Source organism: Mesorhizobium sp. M1A.F.Ca.IN.020.03.2.1, from assembly GCF_004023205.1.
Lineage (GTDB): Bacteria > Pseudomonadota > Alphaproteobacteria > Rhizobiales > Rhizobiaceae > Mesorhizobium.
In genome coordinates this window covers 1-20,667 of sequence record NZ_RZSV01000096.1, presented here as the reverse complement: position 1 = coordinate 20,667, position 20,667 = coordinate 1, and the positions used below count along the sequence as shown (strand labels likewise).

Below are 20,667 nucleotides of genomic sequence, written 5' to 3'. Positions count from 1 at the left end.
TCGCCGTTCCTGCCGTAACCCGGCAGGCGGCAGCGTTGGGTAGCGCCGAGCCGGTCCAGCCAGCGTAGCGCAAGCTCGTTCTCGGCAAGCGCCCTCGCCTCGACCCGCCAGGCGCCTTTGGCCGCGACCCGGGTCCCAAGCACCGCATGGAAGAAGCGCGTGATTTCCGGCACGCAGCGCTTCATGCGGCGCGTGCCCCAGCTCCAGGCGATCCAAAGGCCGCTCCGCTGCTCGGCCGCGCCGAAGCCGGCCTCTGGATTGCCGTCGAGCTCGGCGACATAGGCAAAGCCCTGCAGCGCCGTCAGCGCCAGCAGCGCCGGCGACCAATGGTCGAGCTGGCAGTCGATCTCGGCCCGGTCCTCGGGACGCAGGTTGGCGGCGATGTAGGAGAGATCCCGCAGCGTTGCGGGGACGATGCGGGTGGGCATGGATGGGCTTTCGTGGTCGAGAGCGAAGCCGTCGCCAGGGGACTCCGTTACCGGAATCTCAGCCCGCGAAGTTGTTGTCCACGAACATTTCGGCAAATTGTTGGGGCGTAAGCGTTACCTTGTTGTTGTGGGCGATTTTGAGATTCTTCTTCCACATATCCCGGATCGCCTCTGGCATCGTGTCGGGCATGTGAAGAGCCTTGGCGATCGCGTCATCCCACCGTCCATCGCCGCCATAGATGGCCTGCAACTTCGGCGCCATGGCGTCCAGGGACTCTTCGGATTCCTGAGACAGTTCTCCAATCGCCTTGAGCACATAAAACTCCAGAAGCCTGAGCAGCGGCTTTCCTTCATAACGCTTGTCGTCCGACATTTACCCCTCACGCATCATAGGTGGCATAATAAATCAGCCTGTCGCAGATCGCCGAGAGGCTGGGCTTTTCCTTCTGCGACGCGATCCACCCCTCTATAACCTCGATCGCGATGAATATTTCGATGAAGTATGTCAGACCCGCCTTGGCCGCCGCCTTTGGTGGTACCATAGTATCATCGGGCGCGGTCGCAACCATTGCATCAGAGTCTTCTGTCCAAGGCTCCGACACATAGATCGTGTCCTCTTCATCAAAATCCGACAACCTCCCAACGACATCCAGCAGCTTCGTTATTTTCCCCATGACAGCCTCCCCAGATTGAACCAACAAACCACACACGCTATGGGTGCATAGCCTAATGTTTGGCGATGAAGATGTCGATTGCTCAGCAGCGCCGACATCGTTCCGCGAATGTCGCCGGGGGATAACGCCGTGAAAGCAGTCGTGTTCGCACTTGGCTTCTTGATGTTGTGGGCGCCATTTGCTGCGGCCGAGGAAGCCACTAAATGGACAGTTTCCGTCAGCGGCGGAAGCAAGATCGAGATTCCCGCCTTGTTTGCTGACGGGGAGTCTCGATTGCTTGGTGGATTCGCTGAAAACTTAGGCCCAGCGTTCGAGCCGAGAAGTATCCGGGCGTTCAGCTTCGCCAGTACCGAGCCGATACTAATAAAAAGAGCCCCTTCGATTATATCAAGAAGCAGCTCGTAGGTGATACTGGCCGAGTTACATATAATCTTGATAAACCATCCGTTGTCGTCATTTCCGGCACATCGGCGGATGGCGCAGAAATTTTCTACGGCATGTGCCAGAAACACCGTCTCGTCACCTGTTTCGATATGCATTGGACCAAGGACAAACAGGCGATGTTTGGGCCAATTGCCGAGCGCGTCGGTCGGTCGTTCCGCAAGAATCGGTGATCCGCAGATTTTCCACTTCGATGCTCAAACCCTGGGAATCCAACCTCAGAGAATATTCGCCTTTCATGCTTCACACTTATCCGCTTTATCGGCGGAGGGTGCCTGAGGCATCACGGCAATTCCTTCAGCTAATGCCTAAGCTTCCTAGCGTAATTTGAATCAGTGGCATACGCCCGGAACTTACCGCCAATTCCCATGCTATTCGTCGTCGTAAGGTTCGACTATCGCAACGAAATGCCCAACGATTCAAGCAGATCAAGAACGCGTTCCGAGATGACGAGGCGGAAGGGCACCGCGATCCCGAAGTCGTCTTGACCCGCCTTTCCATTCACTTTCAACCAAACGAAATGTGGCAGTTCCAGGCCGGGTTGATCCTCTTGAAACTCTTCCGAGGTCGTCACCTCAGCGTCCGCGAACGTCGCGCCTGAAAAGCCCATCTTCTGCAGCGCGCGCTGGGTTTCTTCAGTGACGAGGAAACAAGGAAACGTCGCAACAATCACATCCCCGAACCATGCCTCTACCTTGTAGTGGAGCTTGGTTACCATCGGTGGATGAACGCTCGAGTCGAGAACCGTGCCTTTGCCAATACCACCAGCCACGTGCGGCCGTATCTTAAAATATTGCATCACTCACCTATCGGAGGATTGAACAGATGCCCGTATTTCTTGTCGATGTAACGTAATCCAGAATTTGCTGACGTGTTGGCTGAGGATACGCCTCGTAAACGAAGATTCTGAAGAGAGTGCTCCTCGTTTGCAGCGACGATGCTTGGAAATCTCTCCCATATCTGTCGCTCCGCAGCATGGTGTACGACAACTTCTCCCTGCAGATTCGGGTTCGCATCAAGAAATGTTTTGCGGTAATTTTTGGAGGCAGCCCTCCCGAACGATGCCCCTTGATACTTTACCTTAGAAGGATCTCTTGCGATCGACTTTATGATCTCAAGAACCTCGCCCTTCTTGAGTTTGGCGCCGGTGCCTACACGGTAGGCAGCATCCTCCGCGGCTTTGACCAGAGATTTCGTCTCAACCGCTTGGCGAGCCACCGCGGCATCAGCGGCGAGCCCCGACTTGGCGCGCGAACCACTCGTCGCAAACTTCTCGAGCGGCTTGGTAAACTTGGCCGCCCCGTCGCGGAAAATCGCCAAGCCTTTTGCAACAGCTTCGCCGGCTGCCTCTGACGCAAAGCGCCCTTCGGCAACAGCCCCCGAGCCGGAGGTGACCGGCAGTTGCTCAAGGAAGTCCCAAGGCGAATCGCGCAGATCCTGCAGAATCAGCCCAATGCCGTGCGGGGCACGGCCAAGGGCCTCAAAGCTCTCGCTGAGGTAATTGCCGAAACCCTCTGCGGCCTGTCGAACTGCAGACTTGGGTTCGCCGGAAGCCTCCGAAGAAGGTGATTGCTCCCCTGTCGCCGCAGTAGTGATCGGATCGATGTCGGTTGGCTGATAAATCCCAGCTTGGTCTAGCTGTTGAGATAAAGCTTCCCGGGTAGCAGGGTCGGTGCACGACTGGGCTTTGGAAAAAGGGCGCGCAGGCGATCGCAGCCGATCGGAAGCGCGGCGGCGCGTGCGCGACTTGCTGGATTGAGGATTTTGGAGAGGCTAGAAGTCGCTCGTGCTGGGGTGGCCGGAACGGCTCTTCGTCATCCTAGGGCGAAGCGAGGAGCGAAGCGACGCGCGCAGACCCTAGGATCCATGCCGTGACGCTAAGGTGTTGACACGGTTGCAGAATTCTGCACCGCTGCACTCCACGGCAAGGGTCACGGCATGGATACTCGGGTCAAGCCCGAGTATGACGAAGAGAGAGGTTCTGCCCTACCTGGAAGCCCCCAGCGGATCGCCCTGTCCTGTACGGAGCTGAGCCAGCTACTCGGCAGCAGTCGCAGATTGTATGGCGAGGGCCGCTTCGATGACCTGCCTGAACTGTTCCAGCTCCATTGGATAATACTGGTAGTTGCCGCTGGCTATGCCAGCCAGCACCACATATTTGCGGCCTTTTCTATCGCGCTTCAGGCGCAGGGAAATCGTGCAGTGGCCGTCCATAATTGGCGTATCGATCCGCTGAATGACCTCGCCACTAACAGCCATCTTGATAGAACGGAACATCGTCGAAAAGATCATGCGGCCTGCCCCCTGAATGCCGCGGACAATACCGTACGGGTTTCGCCATGTCCCCTGCCTCTGTTACCACTTAGCGAAACGCGCCCAGCGGATCGCTCTGCGCCGCCGGCCGCCGCGCCGCCTTGAACTCCGCCGGGTCGACCACCGCTTCCCTCAGCATCATCACGCCATAGCGCGTCGCGGCCATCAGGTCGTCGCGCAGTTTCACGACCTGGCCGTCCTTGCGGTGGTAGAGGCGGAACTCCTCGAACCAGGCGTGAAGCGTGGAAAACACCTTGAAGCGGCCGGACTGCATGCGGTCGAGCATGTCCATCAGGCCGGCCTCGACCGAGACGGAGCCGTCGGCGAAGCGGGCGTGACCCGAGAGCATGGTCAGCCCATGCGCGGCATATTGTTTTGCGAGCGCAACGCCGGCGCCTTCCAGCGTTTCGCGGCGGCCGTCGCGCGGCCAGGCGAAGGGCAGCCACTCGCCCCAGGACTTCAGCGCCAGCGCCTGCATCGCCGGCGTCTGCTGCGCGGCGCGGTGGGCCTTGGCGACATAGACGATGTCGGCCTCGGTGTCCCAGGCAAGCTCGACCGCGGCCGAAGGATGGTCCCAGCCGAAATCGAGCGCGCCGATGCGCGGCCACCAGCGCGGCAGCCGGAACGGCTCGCAGGCGATCATCTCCTCCGGCACCGGGAAGATGCGACCGGAGCCCAGCACCGGAATGCCGTTCGCGCGCGCCTCGCGCTCATGCTCCGGATAGGCGGCGATAATTTCCGCGCGCTGCTCGGGCGAATAGTGCCCGGCATCTTCGATGGTCATGAAGGTCACGTGTCGGGACATATTAGTCTCGTCGTAATTATCTGCCCCAACCAACTATTGTCGTTGATAATACTGTTCATCAATGCGAAGTTCCTGATGAAACGGGGGAGATACATGATCCGCATTGCAATCGTCGTGGCCATTGCCGCGAGCGCCTCAGCCTGCCAGTCGAACGTGCCCTATGACACGAGCAAGCAGACCTGCGGGATTCACGAGTTCAGGGGGTTCCAACGCAAAGTTTGTATCCCGGACACACCGAACAAAGTATGCAATGTCTGGTACAATCCAATTACTCGTGACGAAAGGATATGGTGCCAACCGCTAACCCGGAAAGCGACCGACCCTAAGGCTCGCGCTAGGCAGCTTGCGGGCAGCAAATATCCCTGATCAGATTTCATCCGTATTTTTTGGCTCCAATTCCTCGCCCCACGAACGTGGGGGAGGTGGCGCGGCGGAAGCTGCGACGGAGCGGGGGCAGCGCCGGCTGTCGATGCAAGAGCGGAAAGCTACTCGTAAGCTTGTCGCCCTACGAAGACCCCCTCTCCGGCCGCTTCGCGGCCACCCCGCCTTGCGGGGGCGAGGAACCCAAGCCCTGAACCGCCTCCGCCGACAAAAACCGCAGCACCACATCCGACATCCCGAGCAGCGGTGTGAAAGTCACGATGGTTATCCCGCCCGTCGCATTGGTGCGGGTCAGACCCTCGGAATAAATGTCCAGCGGCGGCTCCTCGTCGAACCAGACACCGTGCAGCGTCTCGCCCTGCCATTTCTCGCGGCCTTTTTCGTAGGACTTGAAGGAGAGCACGCTTTCGCCCGCCTGCACATCACCGCCACCGCCCCAGCGCACGACGACGCTGTCCAGCGCTCCAGGGGCGCCGCGGCCCATCGTCGTTTCGGCAATGGCGTCGGCCGGGATCATGCCGGTGCCCCATTCCGCCTGTCGCTGCGGCGGGCCGACCAGCACACGCTGCGGATTGTCGCGCGTGCCCTCGCCGGTGACGCCGGCGGCCCAGAGCCGGACGGGCGTGTCGAACACCTTGCCCCTCCACCAGTCCGGATAGCGGCCGGTGAGGTGCATGGCCCATTCGGCGCCCCCTGCCCTGGTCTTGCCGAGCTGGTTACCGGCCATGAACAGGCGCTCGCGGTTTTTTGCCCCCGCCGCGTGGAACTCGGACTGCCTTTGGTATGGCCTGTAGGCAGCAAGAAGGTTACGTTGACGGCGTCGGTCCATCTCCTCGAGCAGCGCCAAATAGGTCGCTATCATCGAGGAACGGCCGCAGCCTCGCTTCGAGGCAGCGGATGCGGCTGCGGATCTCCTCATCGCTCAACTGGCCCAGACTGTTTTGGTTCGCATCGAGACCCTGCGAGAACTCTTTGGGCAGCATCGTCAGCACGACCTTCAGATACTGGTCGGGCTTTTCCGCCCTGACCGCGGCGATGACGCCGGCGCCATGGGCGCGGAAATCAGCGCGCAGCGCCGCGGCGAAATCGTCGCCCAGCGTCTTTTTCGAGCGCCTGGCTATCGGCGCGGCGGCCGGCTCAGCCTTCGCTCCAGCGGTTCGGGCGCCGGCGCGCCGCGCCTTGCCTGCGCAGTCAGCCATTGACGGCTGCATCGGCTTCCGGCGTTCCGGCGGAACGAACCGCACGCCACTTGGCGGGCTTGCGCGCCGGCTTCTTGCGCGGCTTGGCGCGGGCGGCCTTCGGCGCGGAGGGCTGATCGACCTGTCCGGAAAACGGCTCCGTTCGTTTCAGCTTCGCCGCGGCGGCTCTCATGGCCGACGGATCGAGACCCTGGCGCGGAAAGCCGAAGCCGGCGATCGCGTCGACCGGACCGCCGCGCACCATGCCGATGCGCACACCCGGCGCGACTGCCTCGACGCGGCTTGTGCGGGGCGGCTCGCCGAACGATGCGAACTCGCCGATGGCGCTGACGATTTCGGCGCCGTCGTCGCCGGTGATGATGGTGGCATAGCGTGGCATGCAGAGCTTCCGCAGATTGGATTCAACTAAAAAGGTCGAGTTCCCGCCCCGCCTGTCCTGCCGGACATCTCGCCCGCAAGGGGGACCATCGATCCCCTTCTTGCGGGGGATATGGCTGGCACGCCACAGGAGGATGCTGTCCCGTCGCCTCGCCAACTGGCGAAGCCCCCAAGGTGAGGAGCCACAAAAAAACCCGCCGGCTGGCGGGTCGTTGGCGCAAATCAGCACCATGGATAAAATCATAGCAGAGCTGCCCTCACCTGACAAGGCTCTTAGGTAAATTTTCCTAATTATATACTTGACGTACTAAGGGATATTTTCCTATACTGATTCGAGCGTGACAGGCCGGTTCGTGGTCCGCTACATCTTCGTCAACTAAAGGCGGGGAAGCGAGCGGATGCGTTTGGTGGACGTAATTAGGGCTCAGAAGTCCAATGTCTCTATAGGTGCATGGCAAGAGGGGAAGATACCACCGTCGGCGTGGCCACTTACTACCAGCAGTCTGCATCTCGGGAGGGGTTATTCGTGGCGCATCGTAAAGTTTGACGCGCTAGGCAAGAAGTTTCGCGTCCTTATCGCGTTCAGCGCGGAGAAGGAAACCTATCGAGCGGTCTTGGCGGTGGAGGAGCCAAAGCACCTAAAGGTGGTGTGCCATCATGAACTGCATACCGATCATTGGAACTGGCACTGCCATTTTTCGGCTGGCCCGATAGAGGAAATTTTTGCCGGCGTTTGGCGGGACAAGGACACTTTCAGGGCGTGGCCGCGTTTTAGAATTAACGAATGCTCTGTAGCATTTGACGTGACGAAGGAGAGTGCACTCTCGGTGGCCGCGAGACGCTACCGCTTCGAGCCGCAAGGAGAACTGATATGAGCCTCGCTGAGGAAATTTGCGAGGTCGTTTGCGAAGGGTTTAAGGTTCGCAAGGTGCCTGTAGGGTATTCGGTCCTCACCCCTTGGACGTGGTTCTCGGGGGAGCCTTTGACGTTCTTTATCCGCGAGGAAAAGGGGCAGGCGAGGCTTGAAGATAGCGGATTGCTCGTTGCGGACTTGCAGGGAATGGGCTTAGACCTAGGTTCCGAAAACAGGCGCGCGCTGCTGGCGTCTCTGCTTACCGAGCACCGCGCCTTCCTTGACGATGACGATTCCCAATTCGCTACGGAATGGATGACGATAGATCGCGTAGCTTCACGCATACCTGAGTTTTTGTCGTTCCTTCTCAGAGTGCAGGATCTTTTGTTCCTCAATCGAGACAAGGTTCGTAGCACGTTCAAGGAAGACCTCGCGTCTGCCATTCAAGATCGCTTCGAGGGAGAGGCGGAAATCATTCTTGGCCAAGCCCCCATTCCTCGCCTGCCGCAATACATCGTGGACATCTTGGTGGCTCATAGGGACGGCAGGAATATCGCCATTTTTGCAGGCGTAAGCGACGTGTCGGTCCTCCAGGCTGTGCTTTTCCAGAAGGAACTTCAGATAAAAGGCATTGATGACTTCAAGGCGTTCCTTATCTTCGAGGACATGAACGGCGCGAGAGTTTCGCAGCGAAACAGGTCGATAGCCATCAACTCCGATTTAGAGATCGGGGATTGGGGCGGCGGTCGATTGGAGGTCGTTGAAAAGGTGTATCGACATGTCCACTGAGGACAAGCCCGTTGAGAGGAAGGGCGACGAGATTTTGCGCCGCCTTTTGAATACGCCGCCAGACCACAGGACCGGCAATAAACCCAAAGAGAAGGGCGACGAACGCAAGCCGCCGCCCCTCAAGAAGCCTAAGAAGAATGGTTAATTACTCATAAACCGGAGCGTTGTACGATCCTTTTACGAGATTGATGGCGTGCTGCGCGTCTGCCTTGTTCCAGTAGCTTTCGCCACTATCTGCAAGGGTCTTGCCGTTGGCGGCAATCAGACGCCAGCGCCATTGATTGATGCTATCTTTGTAAAGGCGATAATGCATGCGGTCAGTTCCTTTGGTTCAAGAGTTCAAGCCGTTCCTGTTCAGCTATCGGTACGAAGGCGCTGAATGGAACATCGAGATACCGGCGCGGTCGTGGGAGGATGCAAAACGGCGCGCGTCGGCCCTCGCCCTCGGAAAATGTGAGGGTGAGGTGATCGCCCGAATTCCTGCGAGGTTCGGTTTAGTCGCCCGCCTTACCGCGTTCATTCGGAACGCAATTTCGCAGAGATAACTGATTCGCGGTCTGCAACCGAGTCAAATTGTCGCATCACTCACGGTTGCGACGGCGTTTTGCCAGCAGCTTTCGCGCCTTCTGCTTAGGCGTGATCGGCTTCACCAATCCGCCGATAGGTAAGGCGCTTGTCGCGCGCCATGCGAAGCAAGTCGGCGGCGCGCTCTGCATCTGAGACTTTCAGCGCCGCGCGGCGATTGTAGCGGAAATCAAACTCGGCCAAGTAGCGGTGCAAGTGTGCTTCGCCGCAATGCTGGTAGACGCCGACCATGCCGCGCTTGAAGACGGAAAACACGTTCTCAATCGTGTTCGAATGGATCGTCTCGTCGCCTTCGTAGCGGACGTATTCGCCATTCGCATGATTGGTGGTTTTGTGCGAGGCGTATTCCTCGCCAGTACGGGTGTAGAGGCGCGAGGCGTCGGTGTAGAGGATCGACTTGCGATCAACGTTGCGCACCAGCACATCGCGCACGGTCGAAGCCGTGGCGTCGTTCAGATGGAACATGCGAACGCTGCCGCCGCGCTCGACCAGACCGACGACGGTGCGCTTCTGGTTGCCGCCAGATTTAAGATAGGGACGGCCCATACGCTGCGGCGACGGCTTGCGAGGCGTCTCGCGTTTGCCGATGTAAGTTTCGTCAACCTCTACGGCCTTGCCTTCGCCACCAAGCGGGCCAGACGACTTAACGTCTTCCTTCATGGCTTCGCGAATGCGGTGGGCCATGAACCAAGCGGTCTTGTAAGTGACGCCAAGCATACGGTGCAGCTGGTGCGCGCTCATGCCCTTCTTCGATGAGGCATAGAGATGCGACGCCAGAACCCACTTGTTGAGCGGGATTTTGGAGCGCTCGAAAACGGTGCCGACCGTCACGGAAAACGGCTGGCGGCATTCGTTGCACTTGTAGACGCCGGGACGAGTGGACTTGCCCGCAAGCTTGGTGATGCGCTCGGGATTGGCGTTACCGCAATGAGGGCAGAACGGACCATGCGGCCAATGGATGGCTTCCAAGTGTTCGCGGGCCCTGTCGGCGTCGTGGTAAATCTCGGCGGTTAGATCGAACATTGTGGTAACTCCTTGCGTTTGTTATCGCAAATCCGGTCTGGTACGTCAAGTATATAATTAGGTAAATTTTCCTAGCTGCGTGTCTGCAGCCTTGCCGGGAAGCGACTTTCGCTCGCGCACCGATAAATTGTGGCCCAGGTCTGAAAGTTCCAGAAATTTTTTCTCGGAACCACCTCCGGGCCGAGGGGTTCCACCCTTAGTCGCGACGCGACAGACTCCCGAACAGAGAAACGATCTCGCACAAGAAGGAGAAGATCATGCTCATCAAGATTCTTGCGGCATCGGCTCTGACCATCGGTCTGGCTACGGCTGCGATGGCTCAGAATGCAACGGGCGGTACCGCCGACACGGCGGGCAGCGGCCAGAGCATCACGGTGGACCCCACCACGCCTGCCAATCCGCCGCCTGATCAGATGGCGCCCGATACAGGCACGACGGGCAGCATCACCACGGACAGCATGAATTCGAACGCCGATCGGAATTGCCCCGCGACGCCGCAGGGCGCCCAGCCGGATGCAACTCACACGTCGCCTGGCACGGCTACACCGTCGGTCAACGATAATCATTGCGGCAAGTAGTAACGAGACGCGGCAGTTTCGTCGCGCGAGGGCCGTGGAGTTCCGCTCCACGGCCCTTTGCTTGGAAGGGAACCATGGCGGACGTGAGCCGTTGCAAGGTCGGGCGTGAGCCGTTGCAGAGTTCAGCAAGGAGAGACCCATGGCAGACGACGAAACCAACCAGGGTAAGGACACGAACGCAGCAGCCGCGCGCAACGGCAGCTCGACGTCCCAGGGCGGCGGCACAGAGCGAAGCAATCCGGGCCGCAGCAGCGCTGCCCGCAGCGGCAGCGCTTCGCGCACCAGCGCCAGATCTTCAGCCGCTTCGGAAGCGGCGATGAGGAAGCAGATCGCCGAATTGAAGCGCGAGGTGAGCCGGCTCAACCGCGCGCTTGCCGATCAGGCCGAGGAAGCCGCCAGTGCGACGCAAGGGTGGTACCAGAGCGCGACCGACCGGGCCTCCGGCCTCTACAGCGGCGCGGCCGACCGAGCTTCTGAATTCTACGGCGGCGCGAGCGATCGCGCCTCACGCGCGGCAAGGCAGTTGCGAAGCCAGGCCCAGAGCGTTTCCGAAACCGTGCAGCAGAATCCCGGCACCGTTTCCACCGCCATGGTTCTTGGCGGCCTGGTCGGCTTGCTGATCGGCATGGCGATGGCGCGCAACTCGGACACAGACCACGACTGGGCCCGCCCCTGGACCCGATAGAGCAATCGCGCCCCCACGGCCGCCGCAGCGCAGGCCGCTGAAGGAGGCCGGGCCCAGAGCCCGGCCTTTCCATAGCGGCGGGTTGGTGTGCCCGGTTGTCGTTGGTGTGCCCGGTTGGGCTGGTCATTAGCCGGACCTTATGGAATCATTCCCCAAGGGGAATCGCGGAGAGCGGGCATGGACAAATCCGCCATGGCATCGGTCTTTCGGATGCGGCATGCGCCAGCAGGTATTTCAGGCGTTCGCAGTCTTGGCCGAGGCCAGGCGGATCCGGTCTTCCATTCGCGCCCGCTTGGCGAAGCCATCCGCTTCATCGCCGAGGCAGACGGCCAATATGATCTGAGCGCCGTGGCCATCTCCTATGGAGATCGCTCGACCCCGCCGCTGGGCGCCCGCGAGATCAAGCAGCTCTGGGCCGAATACGGCGTGCGCCTGATGGAGGCCTAAGGCGGTCCCGGATCGGAAACGCCGCTCATGCGTTTTCAAGCGAGGTCAATGGGAGGAAGCGCCATGAACGTCGCCAATCTGCAACTCGAGGGCCTGCTGATGGCCGTCGCGGCAATCAACCATACTCTGGTGCGCAAGGGGGTGCTGACGGTCGAGGAGATCGACATCGCGCTGCGCAAGGCCGAGGCCGTCGAGACAGGCGAGGACCGGTCCGAGGCGATTTCGGCGTCGAACCGCGATGCGATCAACTTCCCGATCCGCCTGCTCGAGCTCGCCAACCAATGCCAGCCGGAAGCGGACATGCCTTCCTTCTCCAAGCTGGCGCGCATGGTCGGGCAGATGAAGGAACCCTATAACGATCAGATGTGAAGTGGCGGCGCCTCACGCCCGGCCCGGCCAACCCTGTCGGACGGCGAGCAACTTGCCCGGCCCATGCACGGCGGCGAAGAAAAGGCCGGCGAGGAAAGTGAAATGATCGACGAAGAAGCCGAACTCGGCCTGGTTGCCGGTCCAGTGCGACGGGCCGTGGAATGAAAAGCCGAGGAAGATCACATAAACTGCCGCGACCAGCGCCGCCGGCGTGAAGAAGGCGCCGGTGAGGAAGGCGATCACCAAAAGCACCTCCAGGATCGCCGCGCACCAGGCGAGAAACAGCGGGAACGGAAACCCGGCGGCGGCGATGTAGCCAGCGGTGGCGCCCATATCCATGAACTTGAAGGTCACGGCCATCGCGAAGACGGCGGCGAAGATCAGGCGAGCGATGAGAATGGCGGCGGTCTGCCAGGCCGATTGCGTTTCCACGTTGTCCCTCCGGTTCGAAGCTGTTGATGCCCAAGGACGGAGGAAGGGCAATGATTCCGACAGGGGGCTGGAATTTTTGCTTCACTTGTTTCCTCACCCCCACTGCAGGCCGCGGAGAGTCGCCGCGCAGCAGCCGGTGAGGCGCCGGCGACGCCGGGACGAACCGCCAGACGGCGAGCCCACAGCAAAGCTCGGCGCTCAACGAGGGCGCTCTCCCTCGCGGCTACGCCGCGCCACCTCTCCCCTGTTCGCGCGGGGCGAGGAAAGCTCAGCCCGCCTTCGCGTGCGGCGGGTGGCTGATCGAGTCGCGCACGGTGCCGTAGGCCGCACCCCAGCGGTCGGTCATGTCGCAGCGTATGTCCCAGAGCTCGGGGAAGAAGCGGTGGCGGGCGCCGCCTTCCAGGATCTCCACCGGGCGACCCTTCAGCGACTTGGCGCCAAGACCGATCGAGCGGTGGATGAGATAGAGGTGGTTGGCGCGGAATTTCTGGAACAGCTCGTCGAACTCGATCAACGCCTCGGCCACGACATAAGCATCGCCATGGTCGTAGTGAGCGTCGTAGACGTCCTCGACGGAAAGCCCGCGGCCGTCGAGATAGGAATGCTTGAAGGCTCGCCAGAGGTCCGGCGGCAGGCGCAGGATAAGCTTGAAGCCTGGCGATTCCTGGCCGCTGCCATTACCGAGCTCGAGGCGGATCTGCTGGTACTCCTTGGGCGACATCGTCTCCAGCAGATCGAGCTGCGCCGTCATCATGCGCACCAGCCGGTGCACGCGGCCCATCAGCGTGATGATGCGGTGCGTGTCTTGCCTCTCCAGATAGTCGAGCACGTCGACCAGCGTGTAGGCGATGAGCTTCATCCACAATTCCTCGACCTGGTGCACGATCTGGAACTGCAGCTCGTCGGCATTGACCATTTGCGAGAGCGGCTTCTGGCAGGCGAGCAGCTGGTCGCATTTGAGATAGACGCCGTAGTCGCGCATTTCGGGCGCCTCGATGCGGGCGTGATAGTCCGACTTGTCCATGGCTCATCCTCCTCGCGCGGGCATGTTCGGCAGGCAGCCAAGGATAGCGCTTCCGGCTTGAACATTGTTCCTTTCTGTTATCCAAATAGCGGAAATTGGAGTACGATCAGCGCCCATTGTCGCGACATCGGAGAACGGACTATGCTTGATGCCCTTGACCGCAAGATAGTGTCAGCACTCGAGCGCGACGCGCGCATCTCCTTCGGCGAGTTGGCCGAAGAGGTGGGACTGAGCAAGACGCCGTGCTGGAAACGGGTGAAGGCGCTCGAGAATCAGGGCATCATCCGCAGCTATTCCACCCGCATCGATCCGGCCGCGATCGGCTTCGACATCGAGGCCTTCATCCAGGTGTCGATCGACTTCGAGGTGTCGGACGCCTTCGAGGCGGCGGTGAGGAAGCACCCGCTGATCCGCCGTTGCTATGCCACGACCGGCGAGGCCGACTATCTGTTGCAGATCGTCACCGTGGACATGCGGGCGCTGGACAGGATGCTGCGCGAGGAGCTCAGCCGGCTGCCCGGCGTGCGCCGCACCGTCACCTCGATGGCGATGCGCGAGATCAAGGGCGACATCTCGTTCGCCGATGCAGCGGCGCATGCGCTAAGGGAATGATTACAAGAAGAATATTTGCAATCAAAGGTAATTTCGGTAAATACCTTAATTGTCGAGACGGGCGGGGGCGATGCGTTTCGAATGGGATGCCGCAAAGGCTAAGATCAATAAGGCCAAGCACGGCATCGATTTCGAGCTCGCTCCGGAATTCGATTCGCCAACGCGGTCGTCGCCATCGACGACAGCACGGACTATGGCGAGGAACGCCTGGTCGCCACCGGGATCATCGGCCTGTCAGTCTGTGTGATGGTCTATGTCGAGCGCGGCGAAACGATCCGGGTGATTTCGCTGCGACGGGCCACGAAGAAGGAGATCGAGAGTTATGTCGAAAACCTCTAGTCGTTCCCGCTCCGCGCCCGTGCACCGGGAAGCAATCCCGCCGAGGCGCACCCGCGAGGAAGCCCTCGGCATCGCCCGGGCCGCGCTTTCGCGCATGTCCGAACAGGAAGATGCGGCGATCAGGGCGGCGGCGTTGGCCGATCCGGATGCGCAGCCTGCGGAAACATTGCCGCGCCGCAAGCCGGGCCGCCCGCGCGCCGAAGTCAAGAAAGTGGCCGTTTCGCTGAAGCTCGACCCCGATGTGGTCAGCGCTTACCGCGCCCAAGGTCCCGGCTGGCAGACGCGGATGAACGACGATCTGCGCAAGGCCGCGAAACTAAAGCGCCACGCTCGCTAGATTGCCCTGGCAGGTTGGCGGTGCTCAGGTCAGCCTGAAGCAGGCCGGCCGGCTCGGGCTGCCGCAGCGGCTTTTCCTTCTCGGCGTCGGCCTTGCGCTTCGGGCACGCCTCGAACTCGTGATCGCGGCCGCCGCAATAGGAACAGCATTTGGCAGGCTGATCGGGATGGAGCATCGGTGCCATTCCCAAGAATGCACGAAAAGGTTTCCGGTTGCAGCAATTGCGTGAGGTTCGCAACCGTTGCTCAGCCCCGTGCCCCGATTGGTCTACCATGCAGTTCCGGCCGGAAAACCGGCTGCACGTTTTTCCTGGAATCGCCTTACTAAGGAGCTCGCCGCTTGCGCGGCGGGCTCCCTTAATCACCGCTCACGCATGCGCGTGGGGATGACGGACGTCCCAGACGGCCCAGGCCGATGCCGCGACCACGAGCACGCCAAGGATGACGTGCGTGAGCATTACGTTCCTGTCCGCCGCGAAGCCCAGCAGCCAGGGCGACACGATCAGCCAGAGCCCGAGCACGAGATTTACCCATTCCTCCCATTCGGCGAACACCGAAAGCGTCGCGAGCGCCAGCGCACCGAGCAGGACGCCAACAATCCAGGCGTTCCACGCGGGCATCATTGCCGCGGTGAATCCGATGACCCAGGGTGAGATGAACAGGCAGATCGCGAGGACCAGGATAACCCAGTCCTTGCTCTTCCTTTCTTCCATCAGTTTGCTTGCCATGACAACCTCCATCGATGAAGCCAGACCAAAGCAACTGCATTCGCGTGCAATGCGCACGCTATGTTACATGATGTAATACATTTTTACGGAGCGACAAGGGAACCTTCCGCGGTAGCCGTATTGCGCGCCGCACAAGCCCCTTACGGCAAATGCATTCGATTTCCGGAACGGACCCTCATCCGTAAAAGTCGCTTCCGCTCTCAGCGCCCAGCTGTGGCATGACAATGGCCTCGAGCGGTGCCGTCAGCGACCATTTCAACGCACCGGACGAGCGCTCGAGACTGGAGGAGCCGCTGAGCGATTGCGGCGCCACCCGCTGCAGCACCACGGTGCCAAAACCCTTGCGCGCCGTCTCGTCTGGCTCGCCATTGGCATGGCCATTCGACCTCTCCTGCCAGACAAGCTGAAAGTGGCGCTGCGCCTTCGGGCCGGTCTCGACCGTCCAGGTGATCTCGACATGCCCGCCCTCGCCTGCCAACGCGCCATATTTCGACGAGTTGGTGCCAAGCTCGTGGAAGGCCATGCCGAGATTCTGCACGGCATTCGACTGCAGCGTCAAAAGCGGGCCGGAAAGCGAGATGCGCTCCTCATGACCAAACGGTTTCAGATGTTCCTGGATCAGGTCGAAGAGACTGGCGCCTGCCCACTCCGAGGTAACCAGCAGATCGTGCGAGCGCGACAGCGCCATGATCCGGGCCCGGATCATCTCCTCGAACTCGCTGGGGCTGGCAGAACGCTTGTTGGTTTCCCTGACCATCGACAGGATCACCGCGAACTGGTTCTTCACACGGTGGTTGACCTCGCGCATCAGGAGCCGGATGCGGCGCTCATTTTCCCTTGCGGCGGTGATGTCGCGCGCGATCGTGGAGGCGCCGACGATCTCGCCCGCAAGGCTCCTGATCGGCGACACCGTTACCGAAACGGCAACGAGTGAGCCGTCCTTGCGCTTTCGCATCGTGTCGAGATTTGCCACGCCCTCGCCCCGGCGGATGCGGCTGATAATGTCGGTCTCCTCGTCGTGCATATGCTCGGGGATAAGGAGCAGCATCGATTGGCCGATGGCTTCCTCTGCCCTGTAGCCGAACATGCGTTCTGCCGCGCGGTTCCAGTCGGTGATGGTGCTGTTCAGATCCTTGCCGATGATGGCATCGAAGGAAGAATCGACAATGGCGGCCAGACGCGCATTGGCGCTGGCATCTTCAAATTCCCTGCCCCCGGATGTCACCATGGGCATTAGTTAGCGCGGCCGAATCTCATAGCAAGCGGCTAAGCCTTGGAGGGGTCAGGATTTTCGCCATTCCCCTTTGCTGGATCCAGCACGCCGAAATCCTGCGACTTCATGCCGGTCTCGGCTGTCAGGAAACCTTCGGATGCGAGGCCCCTTCGCAGAAGCTCGCGCACGGCGGCCGAGCGGCTCGGCATGCGTTTCTCGAAGCGCCAGTTCTCGACTGCCGCCAGTTCCTCTTCCGTCAACATGATCTGCAGCCTTTGCGGCCGCTCCAATTCAACCACCCTAGCCTCCCGCAGGTCATGACACGAATGAGTATGTCACTCACTGCCAGTAAAAGTAGGATTCGGCTCAAAAGACGTCAAGGTCATGCGAGACAACAAAGGCGGGGGACGCTGGCGGTGCTAACGATATGGCTACACCGCATTTGCCGGTCTATGCTAACTTGTTGATTTTTTTACAGCTTTTCCATTTTTTAGTTGCCAACCGAGCGACGTCGGCGCATTATGGCCGGCAGAGGGATGAACCGCCGCGAAAGGAGGTTTTTCCGATGTTACGAGGATTTTCCGACCGGTTGCGCAACGACGCTCACCACAAGGTCCAGCGGGCTTTGCGGGAAAACGGCATCGTCAATATTATCCAATTGTCGGAAGAAATCAGGCTGATGAATCTCGCTGAGAACATTGCCCGCGAGGATATCGAGAGTCTGGTGATGCAGGTGGCTCAGCTCTATGGCGGGGCTATCGAATTCGACGAAGAGGCGCTGACGGCGCTCGACCTGCCCGACGCCTGCCCGGCTGACAGCCGCAACGACCTGGAAAAGGCGTTGCGAGAACGCTCGCTCCTTTCACCCGAGTCGGCGGATCTGCTGCAGGTGAGCGACAAGGGCTAGAGCAATTCCAGTCACTCGCTGGTCAACTCGTCGAGCAGGCGCAGTCCGTTCTCGTACTTCTCGGGGTCGATGCCCGCTTGGTGCGCCTGCCAGAGATTGTCCTTGAGGTCCGCCTGCTTGACAGGCAGCGCAAGCTCGTTGGACGCCGCACGGCAGACAAAGTCGTGCTCGCTTTCGTCCATTCTTTTCGTCAGCGCGTCAACGGCAGCGACGACCGGAAAGCCGAAGCCCTCGGCCTCGAGCCGATCGAGCGTCCACCCCTCGCCTTTCTCGACCACGTCGTGCAGGTAGGCGACGGTTTTCTCGTCAAGCGTTTCGACCGCATCGGCGACGCGTCTCAGATGTTCGATAAAGGGACGGCCGGTCTTGTCTTTCTGGCCGCGATGGGCCTCTTCGGCGATCTTCGCTGCCTGGTAAAGCATGATCTCCTCGATCTATTGGAAGCCCGCCCCAACGGGACAACGAGAGGGGCAGGATTGGGGCCCGACCCGGTCCGCCGGCGCGCCTTGCAGGGACGGCGCGCCATACTGCGGCAGAACATGAGCAGCGTTCAAATGTTCCCTCGTGTCCGGCCGAAAAACAGGAACCCGCGGCCCGCGCAGTCGTTAGCATTTACGCAAACACAAAGGAGGTCTGCACCATGGATTGGAACCGCGTCGAAGGTAACTGGAAGCAGGTCAAGGGCAAGGTGAAGGAACAGTGGGGCAAGCTCACCGATGACGACCTCGACCGCATCGCCGGCAACCGTGAGCAGCTCGAAGGCAAGATTCAAGAGCGCTACGGCATCGAGAAGGATCGCATCCGCCGCGACATCGACGACTGGGCGAGTCGCCAGGGCTGGTAAGATCCGCCGCCGGATAAAATGAGCCCGCAGCCCCGATCGGGGCTGCGGCGTCGAAAGCCAGAATTTTGATTTCAGAACAGGGACGTTATATTAGTTGATTAAGCGATTCGTGGCACGGTGAACCGATGGCCAAGAAGAAATCGAGACCGGCCTTGTCCGTTATCGCCGCAGCCTCGCGATCGGAGGCTTCCGAAGCGATTTATTTTGCCCGCAAATGCGGCCTTACCCCCGATGAAGCCCTGCGGATAATGCGCGAGGCGCTCGTGACCGTGGGGCCTAAGCCCGCCGGCGCCGGAAAGCGGAAGCGCTAGGCGCCATCGCCTCGGGCGATCGGATACCATCTTTCTCGAACCCGCAGCGGACTTCGGCCTGGATCGCACAGTGCTGTGCTCGCCGGCAAAGCCCGGGTTCCAAACCGCTCCGTCCGTGACGCGAGAAAGTTCCGCTTGATGGCAGGGTGACACAACATGTGACCCCGCCGCCAGCGCTTATCCGCAACTCCCAAACCGAGGCCAGCGTTTGTAAGCGCGGACCACGCTTTCACTTTCACCTGTCAACGGGAGGGAGAGCAATGGTTTTTCCGGGTTTCCTCGACCCCGAGGATTTGGTCATCCTCGCAGCCGCTCTCGACGACTACTGCCGCACATTTCGCATACCGTCGGACAGTGAGGAGCGGCTTCATGCGGCAAGGCACGCGCTGATTTTGTTTGAGAACGGCTGCCGCGATCCGGTCGAATTGAGTGAAAAGCTCAAGGCCAAACGCAAGCCTGCGTGAACCTTAGGTTCGCGTCAGCCTCTTGCCGCCAAAATGAAACATACGGCCACCTCGAAAGTTCTTATCTGAGAGGAGGCGCGCCATGGTTGGAAATGATGGAAAGCAGGTGCAGCAAACGGAGGCCGATGTCCAAATGCTCGCCCACCGGTTGGCAAAGGACGCGGACATTTCGGAAAACGATGCCCGCGAGTTGATCAAGCTAATCGGAACCGACTGGCCTTCGCTGCTGCGCGAAGCCCGGTTCCTCAAAAGCCGACACTGATGCTGCTTGCCGGCCAGGCGTCCCGCGATTCTTTGCGAGCTGCTTCAGCGCCTTGAGAAAGATCGGAGCCGCCAGATCGCATCTGTATTTGGACGGTCCATTGGTCTGGATGACGATTTCAGCCTGCCTCAGGGTCAGGCCGTGCTTTTGGGCGAATTCGAGCGGTTGATAGGCCTGCTCCCAACCTGGCCCTGTCTTTGGCATCGTGACGACTTCCTCCCGCGATTGATACGTTAGGCAACGCATTCGGCTGGACAAGGTTTCAACGGCTCGCACACAGCGGCGAAACCGCTGCCAAGCGCCTGGCACTGGGTGCATGGAACTTCGGTTGCCGCTGATTGTTGCACCTGAAAGGCGGGCCGGGATGACCATATCGTCGCTGCATCTGCTCAAGGGCATAGGCTATTCGATCTCAACGGTAAGCGTGATGCTGCTGGCGATCGTCAGTTGGGAGCACGTTTCGCAAAATCCGTTGCTGATTGCCTGCCTGCTTGGCGGCGCCGCCACTTCGATCATCGGGATGTTCTGCCGCTGGCTTTCCTACGAAGTCGAAAAGCGTCAGCAGGAGCGACAGGCAGAGAACGGCCAACTCTCGAACCGGCGGCCAGCAGCGTCACCCCTGCCGCCAGCGCCGGAACTCCGAGACCAGCACCGTGATCAGGCTGCTGAGGACGATCCATCTGACGACCTCGCCGTCCGGCACGCTCGGTTGCGGTGACCTGCCTGACCTTGACGTTTCGTCGCTGGCCGCCACCACGGGCGCGAGATCCTGCCGGCTGCCGCTCCGCACCGAATAGGCGCGGGTGATCTCGGCACCGAAGAGGAAAATCTGTGCCGAATAGTAAACCCAGACCAGCACGACCATCAGCGCGCCGGCCGCGCCATAGGACGTGCCGATGGCGCTGGTGCCGATGTACCAGCCGATCAGCGACTTGCCGATGGTGAAGAGCAGCGCGGTGACGATGGAACCGACGCCGACGTCGCGCCATTTGAGCCTGCGGTCCGGCAGGACCTTGTAGATCGCCGCGAAGAGCAGCGCGATCAGCACGAAGGAGACGATGGTGTTGATCGCGCTCACGATCAGCTCGCCGAACGGCAGGTGCTGGTTGATGACCTCACTCAGCGCCGAGATCGCCGTGCTTGCGGCGAGCGACACCAGAAGCATGAAGCCAAGAGCTGCCACCAGCCCGAGGCTTGCCGCCCTCGCCCGCACTAGGCGCGAAAGCGAAACGCCGCTGGGCTTGACC

General features: G+C 60.6%; 33 protein-coding genes and 1 pseudogene. 14 read left to right on the top strand and 20 right to left on the bottom strand.

Annotated elements, in window-relative coordinates:
- The 11 genes and pseudogenes from EOA79_RS16920 to EOA79_RS16870 form a co-directional block, all read right to left on the bottom strand.
- A partial coding sequence (locus EOA79_RS16920; protein WP_128293111.1) for a hypothetical protein occupies window positions 1-428 on the bottom strand: 428 nt, incomplete at its 3' end.
- Between the two features lie 58 nt (window positions 429-486).
- Window positions 487-801, bottom strand: a complete 315-nt coding sequence (locus EOA79_RS16915; RefSeq protein WP_066999353.1) for a hypothetical protein — start codon at window positions 799-801, stop codon at window positions 487-489.
- 7 nt (window positions 802-808) lie between these two features.
- The gene (locus EOA79_RS16910; RefSeq protein ID WP_095824480.1) at window positions 809-1,102 is read right to left on the bottom strand and encodes a hypothetical protein; all 294 of its coding nucleotides are present in this window, start codon (window positions 1,100-1,102) and stop codon (window positions 809-811) included.
- A complete protein-coding gene (locus EOA79_RS33600; RefSeq protein ID WP_245322350.1) occupies window positions 1,090-1,641 on the bottom strand; it encodes a hypothetical protein in 552 nt (183 codons plus the stop codon). Before EOA79_RS33600 ends, EOA79_RS16910 begins: the two co-directional genes overlap by 13 nt.
- Before the next feature lie 296 nt (window positions 1,642-1,937).
- The gene (locus EOA79_RS16900; protein ID WP_245479201.1) at window positions 1,938-2,315 is read right to left on the bottom strand and encodes a hypothetical protein; all 378 of its coding nucleotides are present in this window, start codon (window positions 2,313-2,315) and stop codon (window positions 1,938-1,940) included.
- Between the two features lie 26 nt (window positions 2,316-2,341).
- Complete coding sequence (locus EOA79_RS16895; RefSeq protein ID WP_095824483.1) at window positions 2,342-2,863, bottom strand: hypothetical protein; 522 nt, start codon at window positions 2,861-2,863, stop codon at window positions 2,342-2,344.
- 717 nt (window positions 2,864-3,580) lie between these two features.
- Entirely contained in the window at window positions 3,581-3,835 is a 255-nt protein-coding gene (locus EOA79_RS16890) for a hypothetical protein (RefSeq protein WP_095824484.1), read from the bottom strand.
- A 70-nt stretch (window positions 3,836-3,905) separates the two neighbouring features.
- Window positions 3,906-4,661: a terminase family protein gene (locus EOA79_RS16885; protein WP_095829036.1), complete on the bottom strand. Its 756-nt coding sequence runs from the start codon at window positions 4,659-4,661 to the stop codon at window positions 3,906-3,908.
- Between the two features lie 589 nt (window positions 4,662-5,250).
- Window positions 5,251-5,961 (bottom strand): annotated as a pseudogene (locus EOA79_RS16880) (terminase family protein); the annotation flags it as partial.
- Window positions 5,849-6,241, bottom strand: coding sequence for a hypothetical protein (locus EOA79_RS16875; RefSeq protein WP_095824487.1), 393 nt, complete (start codon window positions 6,239-6,241; stop codon window positions 5,849-5,851). The gene EOA79_RS16875 and the pseudogene EOA79_RS16880, both read right to left, overlap by 113 nt.
- Window positions 6,234-6,620 (bottom strand): hypothetical protein, encoded by a 387-nt coding sequence (locus EOA79_RS16870; protein ID WP_095824488.1) that lies wholly within the window; start codon window positions 6,618-6,620, stop codon window positions 6,234-6,236. The genes EOA79_RS16875 and EOA79_RS16870 overlap by 8 nt, the downstream gene beginning before the upstream one ends.
- A gap of 397 nt (window positions 6,621-7,017) precedes the next feature.
- Between EOA79_RS16870 and EOA79_RS16865 the strand changes: the two genes are divergently transcribed.
- From EOA79_RS16865 to EOA79_RS32810, 3 genes are read left to right on the top strand one after another with little or no spacing between them, the layout of a single operon-like run.
- Complete coding sequence (locus EOA79_RS16865) at window positions 7,018-7,494, top strand: hypothetical protein (RefSeq protein ID WP_127335290.1); 477 nt, start codon at window positions 7,018-7,020, stop codon at window positions 7,492-7,494.
- The gene (locus EOA79_RS16860) at window positions 7,491-8,261 is read left to right on the top strand and encodes a DUF1828 domain-containing protein (protein WP_127335289.1); all 771 of its coding nucleotides are present in this window, start codon (window positions 7,491-7,493) and stop codon (window positions 8,259-8,261) included. The genes EOA79_RS16865 and EOA79_RS16860 overlap by 4 nt, the downstream gene beginning before the upstream one ends.
- The gene (locus EOA79_RS32810; protein WP_164748282.1) at window positions 8,251-8,406 is read left to right on the top strand and encodes a hypothetical protein; all 156 of its coding nucleotides are present in this window, start codon (window positions 8,251-8,253) and stop codon (window positions 8,404-8,406) included. The genes EOA79_RS16860 and EOA79_RS32810 overlap by 11 nt, the downstream gene beginning before the upstream one ends.
- Here the strand turns inward: EOA79_RS32810 and EOA79_RS16855 are convergent, their stop codons facing one another.
- Window positions 8,407-8,574 (bottom strand): DUF1508 domain-containing protein, encoded by a 168-nt coding sequence (locus tag EOA79_RS16855; RefSeq protein WP_095824491.1) that lies wholly within the window; start codon window positions 8,572-8,574, stop codon window positions 8,407-8,409.
- Window positions 8,575-8,891: 317 nt separating this feature from the next.
- Window positions 8,892-9,869: an IS1595 family transposase gene (locus EOA79_RS16845; protein ID WP_095824493.1), complete on the bottom strand. Its 978-nt coding sequence runs from the start codon at window positions 9,867-9,869 to the stop codon at window positions 8,892-8,894.
- Between the two features lie 257 nt (window positions 9,870-10,126).
- Here EOA79_RS16845 and EOA79_RS16840 point away from each other — a divergent pair, with 257 nt between their 5' ends.
- From EOA79_RS16840 to EOA79_RS16825, 4 genes are all read left to right on the top strand, one after another.
- A complete protein-coding gene (locus EOA79_RS16840) occupies window positions 10,127-10,447 on the top strand; it encodes a hypothetical protein (protein WP_095824494.1) in 321 nt (106 codons plus the stop codon).
- Between the two features lie 139 nt (window positions 10,448-10,586).
- A complete protein-coding gene (locus tag EOA79_RS16835; RefSeq protein ID WP_095824495.1) occupies window positions 10,587-11,132 on the top strand; it encodes a hypothetical protein in 546 nt (181 codons plus the stop codon).
- A gap of 177 nt (window positions 11,133-11,309) precedes the next feature.
- Entirely contained in the window at window positions 11,310-11,579 is a 270-nt protein-coding gene (locus tag EOA79_RS16830; RefSeq protein WP_095778279.1) for a hypothetical protein, read from the top strand.
- Window positions 11,580-11,642: 63 nt separating this feature from the next.
- Window positions 11,643-11,948, top strand: a complete 306-nt coding sequence (locus tag EOA79_RS16825) for a hypothetical protein (RefSeq protein ID WP_066999393.1) — start codon at window positions 11,643-11,645, stop codon at window positions 11,946-11,948.
- Window positions 11,949-11,960: 12 nt separating this feature from the next.
- On the opposite strand, the gene EOA79_RS16820 is transcribed toward EOA79_RS16825, so the two are convergent.
- Window positions 11,961-12,380, bottom strand: a complete 420-nt coding sequence (locus tag EOA79_RS16820) for a DoxX family protein (protein WP_067325191.1) — start codon at window positions 12,378-12,380, stop codon at window positions 11,961-11,963.
- A 268-nt stretch (window positions 12,381-12,648) separates the two neighbouring features.
- The gene (locus EOA79_RS16815; RefSeq protein WP_067325194.1) at window positions 12,649-13,404 is read right to left on the bottom strand and encodes a tryptophan 2,3-dioxygenase family protein; all 756 of its coding nucleotides are present in this window, start codon (window positions 13,402-13,404) and stop codon (window positions 12,649-12,651) included.
- Between the two features lie 141 nt (window positions 13,405-13,545).
- Between EOA79_RS16815 and EOA79_RS16810 the strand changes: the two genes are divergently transcribed.
- Window positions 13,546-14,016 (top strand): Lrp/AsnC family transcriptional regulator, encoded by a 471-nt coding sequence (locus EOA79_RS16810; protein ID WP_095824496.1) that lies wholly within the window; start codon window positions 13,546-13,548, stop codon window positions 14,014-14,016.
- Between the two features lie 322 nt (window positions 14,017-14,338).
- The gene (locus EOA79_RS16795) at window positions 14,339-14,692 is read left to right on the top strand and encodes a BrnA antitoxin family protein (protein ID WP_245322352.1); all 354 of its coding nucleotides are present in this window, start codon (window positions 14,339-14,341) and stop codon (window positions 14,690-14,692) included.
- A 367-nt stretch (window positions 14,693-15,059) separates the two neighbouring features.
- Here the strand turns inward: EOA79_RS16795 and EOA79_RS16790 are convergent, their stop codons facing one another.
- The 3 genes from EOA79_RS16790 to EOA79_RS16780 form a co-directional block, all read right to left on the bottom strand.
- Window positions 15,060-15,419, bottom strand: coding sequence for an SPW repeat protein (locus tag EOA79_RS16790; RefSeq protein ID WP_066999436.1), 360 nt, complete (start codon window positions 15,417-15,419; stop codon window positions 15,060-15,062).
- Between the two features lie 175 nt (window positions 15,420-15,594).
- A complete protein-coding gene (locus EOA79_RS16785; protein ID WP_245489889.1) occupies window positions 15,595-16,653 on the bottom strand; it encodes a PAS domain S-box protein in 1,059 nt (352 codons plus the stop codon).
- A 32-nt stretch (window positions 16,654-16,685) separates the two neighbouring features.
- Entirely contained in the window at window positions 16,686-16,931 is a 246-nt protein-coding gene (locus EOA79_RS16780; protein WP_067325210.1) for a hypothetical protein, read from the bottom strand.
- 128 nt (window positions 16,932-17,059) lie between these two features.
- Between EOA79_RS16780 and EOA79_RS16775 the strand changes: the two genes are divergently transcribed.
- A complete protein-coding gene (locus EOA79_RS16775; RefSeq protein ID WP_127335287.1) occupies window positions 17,060-17,539 on the top strand; it encodes a hypothetical protein in 480 nt (159 codons plus the stop codon).
- An 11-nt stretch (window positions 17,540-17,550) separates the two neighbouring features.
- On the opposite strand, the gene EOA79_RS16770 is transcribed toward EOA79_RS16775, so the two are convergent.
- The gene (locus EOA79_RS16770) at window positions 17,551-17,961 is read right to left on the bottom strand and encodes an HD domain-containing protein (RefSeq protein WP_067325217.1); all 411 of its coding nucleotides are present in this window, start codon (window positions 17,959-17,961) and stop codon (window positions 17,551-17,553) included.
- Between the two features lie 218 nt (window positions 17,962-18,179).
- Here EOA79_RS16770 and EOA79_RS16765 point away from each other — a divergent pair, with 218 nt between their 5' ends.
- The 4 genes from EOA79_RS16765 (at window position 18,180) to EOA79_RS16750 (ending at window position 19,420) form a co-directional block, all read left to right on the top strand.
- Window positions 18,180-18,383 carry a CsbD family protein gene (locus EOA79_RS16765; RefSeq protein ID WP_066999415.1) on the top strand — a complete coding sequence of 68 codons (204 nt, stop codon included), beginning with the start codon at window positions 18,180-18,182 and terminating at the stop codon, window positions 18,381-18,383.
- Between the two features lie 125 nt (window positions 18,384-18,508).
- Entirely contained in the window at window positions 18,509-18,694 is a 186-nt protein-coding gene (locus tag EOA79_RS16760; RefSeq protein ID WP_066999417.1) for a hypothetical protein, read from the top strand.
- 260 nt (window positions 18,695-18,954) lie between these two features.
- Window positions 18,955-19,158: a hypothetical protein gene (locus tag EOA79_RS16755; protein WP_095824500.1), complete on the top strand. Its 204-nt coding sequence runs from the start codon at window positions 18,955-18,957 to the stop codon at window positions 19,156-19,158.
- 82 nt (window positions 19,159-19,240) lie between these two features.
- Window positions 19,241-19,420, top strand: coding sequence for a hypothetical protein (locus tag EOA79_RS16750; protein ID WP_082953924.1), 180 nt, complete (start codon window positions 19,241-19,243; stop codon window positions 19,418-19,420).
- A 613-nt stretch (window positions 19,421-20,033) separates the two neighbouring features.
- Here EOA79_RS16750 and EOA79_RS16745 read toward each other — a convergent pair.
- A partial coding sequence (locus EOA79_RS16745) for a YihY/virulence factor BrkB family protein (RefSeq protein WP_164893871.1) occupies window positions 20,034-20,667 on the bottom strand: 634 nt, incomplete at its 5' end.

Excerpts from the sequence above, each read along its gene's own strand:
- EOA79_RS16915 (WP_066999353.1), bottom strand. The coding sequence starts at position 801 with ATGTCGGACGACAAGCGTTATGAAGGAAAGCCGCTGCTCAGGCTTCTG.
- EOA79_RS16910 (WP_095824480.1), bottom strand. The coding sequence starts at position 1,102 with ATGGGGAAAATAACGAAGCTGCTGGATGTCGTTGGGAGGTTGTCGGAT.
- EOA79_RS33600 (WP_245322350.1), bottom strand. The coding sequence starts at position 1,641 with ATGCATATCGAAACAGGTGACGAGACGGTGTTTCTGGCACATGCCGTA.
- EOA79_RS16890 (WP_095824484.1), bottom strand. The coding sequence starts at position 3,835 with ATGATCTTTTCGACGATGTTCCGTTCTATCAAGATGGCTGTTAGTGGC.
- EOA79_RS16885 (WP_095829036.1), bottom strand. The coding sequence starts at position 4,661 with ATGTCCCGACACGTGACCTTCATGACCATCGAAGATGCCGGGCACTAT.
- EOA79_RS16875 (WP_095824487.1), bottom strand. The coding sequence starts at position 6,241 with ATGGCTGACTGCGCAGGCAAGGCGCGGCGCGCCGGCGCCCGAACCGCT.
- EOA79_RS16870 (WP_095824488.1), bottom strand. The coding sequence starts at position 6,620 with ATGCCACGCTATGCCACCATCATCACCGGCGACGACGGCGCCGAAATC.
- EOA79_RS16865 (WP_127335290.1), top strand. The coding sequence starts at position 7,018 with ATGCGTTTGGTGGACGTAATTAGGGCTCAGAAGTCCAATGTCTCTATA.
- EOA79_RS16860 (WP_127335289.1), top strand. The coding sequence starts at position 7,491 with ATGAGCCTCGCTGAGGAAATTTGCGAGGTCGTTTGCGAAGGGTTTAAG.
- EOA79_RS32810 (WP_164748282.1), top strand. The coding sequence starts at position 8,251 with ATGTCCACTGAGGACAAGCCCGTTGAGAGGAAGGGCGACGAGATTTTG.
- EOA79_RS16855 (WP_095824491.1), bottom strand. The coding sequence starts at position 8,574 with ATGCATTATCGCCTTTACAAAGATAGCATCAATCAATGGCGCTGGCGT.
- EOA79_RS16845 (WP_095824493.1), bottom strand. The coding sequence starts at position 9,869 with ATGTTCGATCTAACCGCCGAGATTTACCACGACGCCGACAGGGCCCGC.
- EOA79_RS16840 (WP_095824494.1), top strand. The coding sequence starts at position 10,127 with ATGCTCATCAAGATTCTTGCGGCATCGGCTCTGACCATCGGTCTGGCT.
- EOA79_RS16835 (WP_095824495.1), top strand. The coding sequence starts at position 10,587 with ATGGCAGACGACGAAACCAACCAGGGTAAGGACACGAACGCAGCAGCC.
- EOA79_RS16830 (WP_095778279.1), top strand. The coding sequence starts at position 11,310 with ATGGACAAATCCGCCATGGCATCGGTCTTTCGGATGCGGCATGCGCCA.
- EOA79_RS16825 (WP_066999393.1), top strand. The coding sequence starts at position 11,643 with ATGAACGTCGCCAATCTGCAACTCGAGGGCCTGCTGATGGCCGTCGCG.
- EOA79_RS16815 (WP_067325194.1), bottom strand. The coding sequence starts at position 13,404 with ATGGACAAGTCGGACTATCACGCCCGCATCGAGGCGCCCGAAATGCGC.
- EOA79_RS16810 (WP_095824496.1), top strand. The coding sequence starts at position 13,546 with ATGCTTGATGCCCTTGACCGCAAGATAGTGTCAGCACTCGAGCGCGAC.
- EOA79_RS16795 (WP_245322352.1), top strand. The coding sequence starts at position 14,339 with ATGTCGAAAACCTCTAGTCGTTCCCGCTCCGCGCCCGTGCACCGGGAA.
- EOA79_RS16790 (WP_066999436.1), bottom strand. The coding sequence starts at position 15,419 with ATGGCAAGCAAACTGATGGAAGAAAGGAAGAGCAAGGACTGGGTTATC.
- EOA79_RS16785 (WP_245489889.1), bottom strand. The coding sequence starts at position 16,653 with ATGCCCATGGTGACATCCGGGGGCAGGGAATTTGAAGATGCCAGCGCC.
- EOA79_RS16775 (WP_127335287.1), top strand. The coding sequence starts at position 17,060 with ATGGCTACACCGCATTTGCCGGTCTATGCTAACTTGTTGATTTTTTTA.
- EOA79_RS16770 (WP_067325217.1), bottom strand. The coding sequence starts at position 17,961 with ATGCTTTACCAGGCAGCGAAGATCGCCGAAGAGGCCCATCGCGGCCAG.
- EOA79_RS16765 (WP_066999415.1), top strand. The coding sequence starts at position 18,180 with ATGGATTGGAACCGCGTCGAAGGTAACTGGAAGCAGGTCAAGGGCAAG.
- EOA79_RS16760 (WP_066999417.1), top strand. The coding sequence starts at position 18,509 with ATGGCCAAGAAGAAATCGAGACCGGCCTTGTCCGTTATCGCCGCAGCC.
- EOA79_RS16755 (WP_095824500.1), top strand. The coding sequence starts at position 18,955 with ATGGTTTTTCCGGGTTTCCTCGACCCCGAGGATTTGGTCATCCTCGCA.
- EOA79_RS16750 (WP_082953924.1), top strand. The coding sequence starts at position 19,241 with ATGGTTGGAAATGATGGAAAGCAGGTGCAGCAAACGGAGGCCGATGTC.